The organism is Nocardia salmonicida NBRC 13393, assembly GCF_001613085.1.
GTDB classification, from domain to species: Bacteria; Actinomycetota; Actinomycetes; order Mycobacteriales; family Mycobacteriaceae; genus Nocardia; species Nocardia salmonicida.
Window position 1 is genome coordinate 25,713 of record NZ_BDBR01000072.1, and the last position, 7,220, is coordinate 32,932.

The window sequence follows — 7,220 nt, forward strand, 5'->3', positions numbered from 1 at the left end:
GGCGCGCGCGCCTCGAGCGGCACCTCGGCATGGACCGGCGTGTCGTGGTGAACGTCACCGGCATACTCGGTGGGTGTACTCCGATCGGCCCACTCGTTGACCACCGTCATCGTGGCCGTTGTGATCGCCGCTCTGCTGGTCGTGGCCTTGCTGGTCTGGCGGCGGACCCAGCGTGTCGTCACCACACCCGCCCAGCGCGCCGTCCATCAGGCGCTGCACACCGCATCGCTGGCCGCGGTGCCGTTGCGGCGCGGATTGACCGAGGAGTCCGCGAGCGAGGCGGCGCCGCATCTGCGTGCTCTCGCCGGTGCCGAGGCGTTGGGCGTGGCCGACGCCGACGCGACGCTGCTCGCCTGGGATGGGCCGCACACCGGGATGCTCGCGCTGTTCGCCGATGCGGCGCGGCGTGCCGTCGCCGATGAGCGGCCGGTGCTGGTGACCGGTGACGAGCACACGTTGATCGCGCAACCGTTGCTGATCGACACGGGGGCGGCGGTCGGCGTGCTCGGCATGGTGACGACCGGGAAGCCGGGGCCGGGCATGCTCGGGGCGGCCGCGGAAGTGGCGCGGTACGCGTGCGGGCAGTTGGAACTCGCCGAGTTGGATGCCTCGAGGGCTCGGGTCGACCGGGCCGAATTGCGGGCGCTGCGAGCCCAGATCAGCCCGCACTTCATCTACAACGCGCTCAACACGATCGCCTCGTTCGTCCGTACCGACCCCGATCGGGCCCGCGAACTGATCCTGGAATTCGCCGACTTCACCCGCTATTCCTTCCGCGCCGCAGGCGAATTCACCGTCCTGGCCGACGAATTGCGCAATATCGAGCGATACCTGGCATTGGAACAGGCCCGCTTCGGCGACGCCCTCGATGTGCGCCTGCGCATCGCGCCGGAAGTCCTCGGCGTCGTGCTGCCCTTCCTCGCCTTGCAGCCACTGGTCGAGAACGCGGTCCGACACGGCCTCGCCGGCGGCGGCCGGGGCGGGCAACTGAGCATCGTCGCCACCGACGCGGGCACCGACTGCCTGATCAGCGTCGAAGACGACGGCATCGGCATGGACCCCGACCTCTTGCGCTCGGGTGCCCTCGACGCCGTCGACACCGACTCCGGCCCAGCCCGCACCGGTGAGGCCGCCCACGTCGGCCTGGCCAACGTCGACGACCGCCTGCGCGCCGCCTTCGGCAACGACTACGGCCTGGTCGTGGAAACCGCGCCCGGCGCCGGGACGAAGGTCAGCATGCGCGTCCCGAAATTCCGCGCCGGAATTCGCGCCTGATCCACCTCGCGGGGCATTGTTCGACACCGCGCCAACAGTGCCGGTTACGATGGATGGGTTGTGACTTGGAACACCGATGAACCCTCGACCGCTCTGCGGGTGCTCGCCGTCGATGACGAGAAACCGGCGCTGGATGAGCTCGTGTATCTACTGAGCACCCAGGCGGGAGTCGGTGAGATCCATCGGGCGGGTGAGGCGACCGGGGCGTTGCGATTGTTGCGGGCACATCCGATCGACGCGGTGTTTCTCGATATCGATATGCCGGGGCTCACCGGAATGGAGTTGGCGGGAATTCTGTCGGAGTTCGCGGAGCCGCCCGCCGTGGTTTTCGTGACCGCCCACGATGACCACGCGGTGGCCGCCTTCGATTTGGGGGCGGTGGATTATCTGCTCAAACCGTTGCGGGGCGCTCGATTGGGCGAGGCGGTGCGGCGGATTCTGGCGGGGCGGGTTTCGGCGCCCGCGACGGTGGTCGCGAAGTCCGCCCATCCCAGTGAGGTGATTCCGGTGGAACTCGGTGGGGTTACCACGCTGGTGAATCGGGCCGATGTGGCGTGGGTCGAGGCGGACGGGGATTACGCGCGGCTGCATACCGGGACCGGGTCGCATCTGGTGCGGATTCCGTTGTCGGCATTGGAATCACGGTGGGAGGACGCCGGCTTCCTTCGGGTGCATCGGTCGTATCTGGTGGCATTGCGATCGGTGACCGGTTTGCGGAGCGCGGGCAATGCGACGGTGGTGTGTTTGCGGGCCGAGGGGGCCGCCGGAGCGGTGGAGTTGCCGGTGAGTCGGCGGCAGGTGCGCGAACTCAAGCAGCGGCTCGTGCACGGACCTCGACAGAACTGGTCGCAGCGGTGACGGGTCCGCAGCGACCACCACGCGAACGGGTGGTGTTGGCGCAGCGGCGCGGGGCGCGTCAGGTGCGCACCCGCACGGAAGTGGTCGAGCAGACCGATCTGGGCGCGGCGTTGATCGGTGGGTTGATCCGGGCCCAGCTCGGCCTGGCCTTGCGCCTGGGACTGGTGGTGGCGGTCGGCTTCGGCGCGCTGCCGGTGCTGTTCCGCGTCGACGCGATCGCCGAGGCCGCGGTGGTCGGCATTCGGCTGCCCTGGCTGATTCTCGGCGTGCTCGCGTTCCCGATGCTGTACGCGGTGGGGTGGTCGTATGTTCGCCTCGCCCAACGCAACGAAGACGATTTCCTGGAACTGGCCGGGGACTGACGCCGAGCTCATGAGCCCCGACACTCCCGCGCTCACGGTCGCCGCGCTGCTGCTGGCGGCGCTTGCCACTGTCGGCATCGGGTTCTATGGAGTGCGTCTTTCCCGCACGACGTCGGACTTCCTGGTCGCGTCGCGCACGGTGGGTTCGCGGTGGAACGCGGCGGCGATTTCCGGTGAATACCTTTCCGCGGCTTCGTTTCTCGGTGTCGCCGGATTGATCGCCAAATACGGCGCCGATGCCCTCTGGTATCCGGTGGGATTCACCGCGGGTTATCTGGGCCTGTTGATGTTCGTGGCCGCGCCGCTGCGCCGCTCCGGTGCGTACACCGTGCCGGACTTCGCCGAATTCCGGTTGGGGTCGATTCGGTTGCGGCGCATGGCCGCCGGTCTCGTCGTCTTGGTGTGCGCGGTGTATCTGATCCCGCAATTCCAAGGGGCCGGACTCACTCTGCATATTCTGCTCGGAGTGCCCGCCTGGGTGGGCGCGGTCGCGGTGGGCGCGATCGTGCTGGCGAATGTGATCGGCGGCGGAATGCGGTCGGTGACCTTGGTGCAGGCATTCCAGTATTGGCTGAAATTGACCGCGGTGGCGGTGCCCGCGCTGGTGCTCGGAATGCATTTCCTCGCCGACGAACGACCGGTCGACACCTCAGTGCCGCCGACCGTCGACGAGCGCACCACCGTCGACATCTCCACCGATGTCGTCGTACACCTGGATGTTTCGCAGCAGGTCACGATCACCGGAACGCTCGACGGTCATCCCATCGCAGGTCCGGTCGTGCTGGCACCGGGCGATCACACCCTCGCCGAAGGGACCGAGTTGATCCTCGCGCCGGGTTCGGCCGTTCCGGTGGTGGCCGGCGCACCGGCCGACGGCGCGAGCTGGGTGGCGGCCGGTGGCGGCTTCGGCGGGGAACACCCCCAGTACCAGGTCTTTTCGCTGATCGTGGCTACCTTCCTCGGCACCATGGGCCTGCCACACGTACTCGTCCGCTTCTACACCAACCGCGACGGCCCGTCCGCTCGCCGGACCGCGCTGACGGTGATCGGGCTGGTCGGCGTCTTCTACCTGTTCCCGATCCTGCTCGGCGTCTTCGCCCGCCTCTACGTGCCACAACTGCTGATCACCGGCGCCTCCGACGCGGCGGTGGTGCTGCTGCCCGGCGCCGTGCTCGGCGGACTCGGTGGACAACTGCTGGCCGCGCTGGCGGCGGCCGGAGCGATCGCGGCGTTCCTGTCCACCTCGTCGGGGCTGCTGGTCAGCCTGGCGGGCGTGCTCAGCACCGATGTGCTGCGCGGGCGCATCCGCGACTTCCGACTCGCCGCGCTGGTCGCGGGCCTGGTCCCGCTGACGCTCGCGGTGACCGTCGCGTCCCTCGACCTGTCGCGCACTGTCGCACTGGCCTTCTCGGTGGCCGCCTCGACCCTGTGTCCGCTGCTGGTCCTCGGTATCTGGTGGCGCGGACTCACCGCGACCGGCGCGGCCGCCGGCATGCTCACCGGCGGCGTCACCGCGGGTGGAGCGACCGTGCTGGCGGTGCTCGGTGGCGTCTCCCCCGATCTGGCGAACGGCTGGCCCGCCGCGATCGTCGACTATCCCGGCGCGGTCAGCGTGCCCTTGGCCTTCGCGGTGACGATCCTGGTGAGCCTGGCCACCAGGGGTCAGGATCCTCGGGCGGTCGCGGGGGTCTTCCTGCGCATGCACGCCCCCGAACGGCTCGGGATGAGCGCCGACCGCGACCCCGAAACAGCCACCCACCGGTGATCTCACGACGACCGTTCGTCGCACCACACCGACCGCTCACCGCACGGGCAGCCACCTTCACCGAGTGACCCACACCACACCGTCATGCGCGCGCGTCCGGGCACTTACCGTCATCTCCACGCACGACCCCCCTTCACGCTAGGACGACCGGCATGACCCGAACCGACACCGAAGAAGCGCCAGATCCGCGCACACCGAGTGCCGACGAATGGCTCGCGGTACAAGCGAGTCCACAGTTCCAAGATCTGCGCAATCGACTGCGCCGCTTCGTTTTCCCGATGACCGCCCTGTTTCTGACGTGGTACCTGAGCTATGTGCTGCTCGGCGCCTACGCGCACGACTTCATGGCGCAGAAGGTCTTCGGCAACGTCAATGTGGGTCTACTGCTCGGCCTCGGGCAGTTCGTCTCCACATTCCTCATCACCGGGCTCTACGTCCGTTTCGCCAACCGTGAACTGGACCCGCGCGCCGCGGCCATCCGCGAAGAACTCGAAGGGGGCCAGGCATGAGCGTCACCCTTGCCACGTCTTCGACGGTGGGCAATCCCATCGCCAATATCGCCATTTTCCTGCTGTTCGTCGCGGTCACGATGGTCGTGGTGATCCGGGCCAGCCGCAACAATGCCAGCGCCGCCGACTATTTCACCGGTGGACGCGGCTTCTCCGGCCCGCAGAACGGCATCGCCATCGCCGGTGACTACCTCTCGGCCGCGAGCTTCCTCGGCATCGCGGGCGCGATCGCCGTCTACGGCTACGACGGGTTCCTGTATTCGATCGGGTTCCTCGTCGCCTGGCTCGTCGCGCTGCTGCTGGTGGCCGAAATGCTGCGCAACACCGGCAAATTCACCATGGCCGACGTGCTCAGCTTCCGATTGAAGGAAGGCCCGGTGCGCACCGCCGCCGCGCTGACCACCCTCACCGTCTCGCTGTTCTACCTGCTCGCGCAGATGGCCGGCGCCGGTGGCCTGGTCGCGCTGCTGCTCGATATCTCCAGTCGCGCGGGACAATCCATCGTGATCGCGGCCGTCGGCGTGCTGATGATCGTGTACGTGCTGGTCGGCGGCATGAAGGGCACCACCTGGGTGCAGATCATCAAGGCGGTGCTGCTGATCGCGGGCGCCGCGCTGATGACGGTGCTGGTGCTGGCCAAGTTCGGCTTCAACTTCTCCGACATCCTCGGTGCCGCACAGGAATCGGTGAGCGAATCCACCAGCAAGGCGGTCGCCGCCCGCGACGTGCTCGCTCCGGGCGCGCAATACGGCGGCAGCGAGATGTCCAAGCTGAACTTCCTCTCGCTCGGCCTTGCCCTGGTGCTGGGCACCGCGGGTCTGCCGCACGTGCTGATGCGCTTCTACACGGTCCCGACCGCGAAAGAGGCTCGGCGCTCGGTGGTGTGGGCGATCGGCCTGATCGGCGCCTTCTACCTGTTCACCCTGGTGCTCGGTTACGGCGCGGCGGCCATCGTCGGCCCGGACAGGATCCTCGCCGCGGCGGGTGGCCAGAATTCGGCGGCTCCGCTGCTGGCGTTCGAACTGGGCGGGGTGATCCTGCTCGGGGTGATCTCGGCAGTCGCGTTCGCGACGATCCTCGCGGTCGTGGCCGGACTCACCATCACCGCGTCGGCCTCGTTCGCCCACGACATCTACGCGAGTGTCATCAAGAAGGGCAAGGTCGACGAGGTCAAGCAGGTGCGGGTCTCGCGGATCACCGCGGTGGTGATCGGTGTGCTCGCGATCGGTCTCGGCATCCTCGCCAACGGCCAGAACATCGCGTTCCTGGTGGCGCTGGCGTTCGCGGTGGCGGCGGCGGCGAACCTGCCGACCATCCTGTTCTCGCTGTTCTGGAAGCGCTTCAACACCTCCGGCGCGCTGTGGTCGATGTACGGCGGCCTGATCTCGACCATCGTGCTCATCGTGTTCTCGCCCGCCGTGTCGGGCAACAAGACCGCGATGATCAAGGATGCGGATTTCGACTGGTTCCCGCTGTCCAACCCGGGCATCGTGTCCATTCCGCTGGCATTCGCGCTCGGTGTGCTCGGTACGTTCCTCGGTGGACGTGGCGAGCAGGTCGATCAGGCCAAGGCCGCGGAGATGGAAGTCCGGTCGCTGACCGGCGTCGGTGCGGAGAAGGCGATCTCGCACTGACGCCAACCCTGCCCGTGCCGGTGGTTCGCCCCACCGGCACGGGTTGTACCCCACGTTTTCCGAAGGAGAGTTTCTTGTGACCAGTTTCCCGTCTGCCCCCGAGTTCGCCGCGTCGGCCAATGCCGATGCCTCGCTGTACGAGCGGGCGCGCGCCGATCGCGACGGTTTCTGGGCCGAGCAGGCCAACCGGTTGCACTGGCACAAGCCCTTCACCGAGGTGCTCGACTGGTCCGACGCGCCGGTCGCGCGTTGGTTCGGCGACGGCGAACTCAACGTCTCCTACAACTGCCTCGACCGCCACGTCATCGACGGACACGGCGACCAGGTCGCCATCCACTGGGAGGGCGAACCGGGCGACTCCCGGGCCATCACCTACGCGGAATTGCTCGATGAAGTCTGCAGGGCAGCAAATACTTTCACCACCTTGGGCCTCGTGGCCGGTGATCGCGTCGCCGTCTACATGCCGATGGTGCCCGAAGCCATCGTGACGATGCTGGCATGCGCGCGGCTCGGGCTCACCCACTCGGTGGTGTTCGCCGGGTTCTCCCCCACCGCCTTGCGGCAGCGTGTCGACGATGCCCAGGCGCGGTTGATCGTGACCACCGACGGACAGTGGCGGCGAGGCAAGCCCGCCGCGCTGAAGTACGCCGTCGACGAGGCGCTGGGTTCGGATCCGTCGAGCGTCGAGCATGTGCTGGTGGTGCGCCGGGTCGGACTCGACGTGCCGTGGACCGAGGTCCGTGACCTGTGGTGGGACGAAACCGTCGCTGTCGCTTCGCCTTCCCACGAAGCGCAGCCCTTCCCCGCCGAGCACCCA

At 68.0% G+C, this 7,220-nt stretch carries 7 protein-coding genes; all 7 read left to right on the top strand.

Annotated elements, in window-relative coordinates; translation table 11 throughout:
- Positions 1-96: 96 nt before the first annotated feature.
- Positions 97-1,275, top strand: coding sequence for a sensor histidine kinase (locus NS1_RS37830; RefSeq protein WP_062992468.1), 1,179 nt, complete (start codon positions 97-99; stop codon positions 1,273-1,275).
- A 60-nt stretch (positions 1,276-1,335) separates the two neighbouring features.
- Positions 1,336-2,133 carry a LytR/AlgR family response regulator transcription factor gene (locus NS1_RS37835; RefSeq protein ID WP_062992470.1) on the top strand — a complete coding sequence of 266 codons (798 nt, stop codon included), beginning with the start codon at positions 1,336-1,338 and terminating at the stop codon, positions 2,131-2,133.
- Positions 2,130-2,495, top strand: a complete 366-nt coding sequence (locus NS1_RS37840) for a hypothetical protein (protein ID WP_062992472.1) — start codon at positions 2,130-2,132, stop codon at positions 2,493-2,495. The genes NS1_RS37835 and NS1_RS37840 overlap by 4 nt, the downstream gene beginning before the upstream one ends.
- Before the next feature lie 10 nt (positions 2,496-2,505).
- The gene (locus NS1_RS37845; RefSeq protein ID WP_062992474.1) at positions 2,506-4,260 is read left to right on the top strand and encodes a sodium/solute symporter; all 1,755 of its coding nucleotides are present in this window, start codon (positions 2,506-2,508) and stop codon (positions 4,258-4,260) included.
- 152 nt (positions 4,261-4,412) lie between these two features.
- Positions 4,413-4,769, top strand: a complete 357-nt coding sequence (locus NS1_RS37850) for a DUF485 domain-containing protein (RefSeq protein WP_062992476.1) — start codon at positions 4,413-4,415, stop codon at positions 4,767-4,769.
- Positions 4,766-6,403: a monocarboxylic acid transporter gene (locus NS1_RS37855; protein WP_062992477.1), complete on the top strand. Its 1,638-nt coding sequence runs from the start codon at positions 4,766-4,768 to the stop codon at positions 6,401-6,403. The genes NS1_RS37850 and NS1_RS37855 overlap by 4 nt, the downstream gene beginning before the upstream one ends.
- 76 nt (positions 6,404-6,479) lie before the next feature.
- The coding region (locus tag NS1_RS37860; RefSeq protein WP_255284838.1) for an AMP-binding protein at positions 6,480-7,220 on the top strand (741 nt) is incomplete at its 3' end.

Bases quoted from the DNA above. Each gene is read 5' to 3' on its own strand.
- NS1_RS37845 (WP_062992474.1), top strand. From the start codon at position 2,506: ATGAGCCCCGACACTCCCGCGCTCACGGTCGCCGCGCTGCTGCTGGCG.
- NS1_RS37850 (WP_062992476.1), top strand. From the start codon at position 4,413: ATGACCCGAACCGACACCGAAGAAGCGCCAGATCCGCGCACACCGAGT.
- NS1_RS37855 (WP_062992477.1), top strand. From the start codon at position 4,766: ATGAGCGTCACCCTTGCCACGTCTTCGACGGTGGGCAATCCCATCGCC.